This window comes from Domibacillus sp. PGB-M46, assembly GCF_022668875.1.
In the GTDB taxonomy this organism is placed as follows: domain Bacteria; phylum Bacillota; class Bacilli; order Bacillales; family Domibacillaceae; genus Domibacillus.
Genome location: NZ_JAKGCR010000113.1, coordinates 1 through 238, shown reverse-complemented (window position 1 = coordinate 238; position 238 = coordinate 1). Strand labels below are relative to the sequence as shown.

Here is a 238-nt window from a genome sequence, read left to right as displayed (position 1 = left end):
GATTATAGGCTTTATAGGTATGATCGTACCTCAATTACTAAGACGTTTTTATTGGCAATATGAGCTAGGAACGCAGATGGTACTTAATCTTATTGTCGGTAGCACAGTGATGGTCGTGGCAGATTTTATAGGCGGAACGATGATACAACCAGTTCAAATACCTGCAAGTATTATTATGGCATTATTAGGCGTTCCAGTTTTATTTTATATTCTTTTTACACAAACTAAGGTATTACGA

At 35.7% G+C, this 238-nt stretch carries 1 protein-coding gene; it reads left to right on the top strand.

Annotated features, from left to right (window positions below; all coding sequences use genetic code 11):
* Window positions 1-238 (top strand): iron chelate uptake ABC transporter family permease subunit (locus L2D08_RS23860; protein WP_242238030.1); only part of this gene is annotated, 238 nt, incomplete at both ends.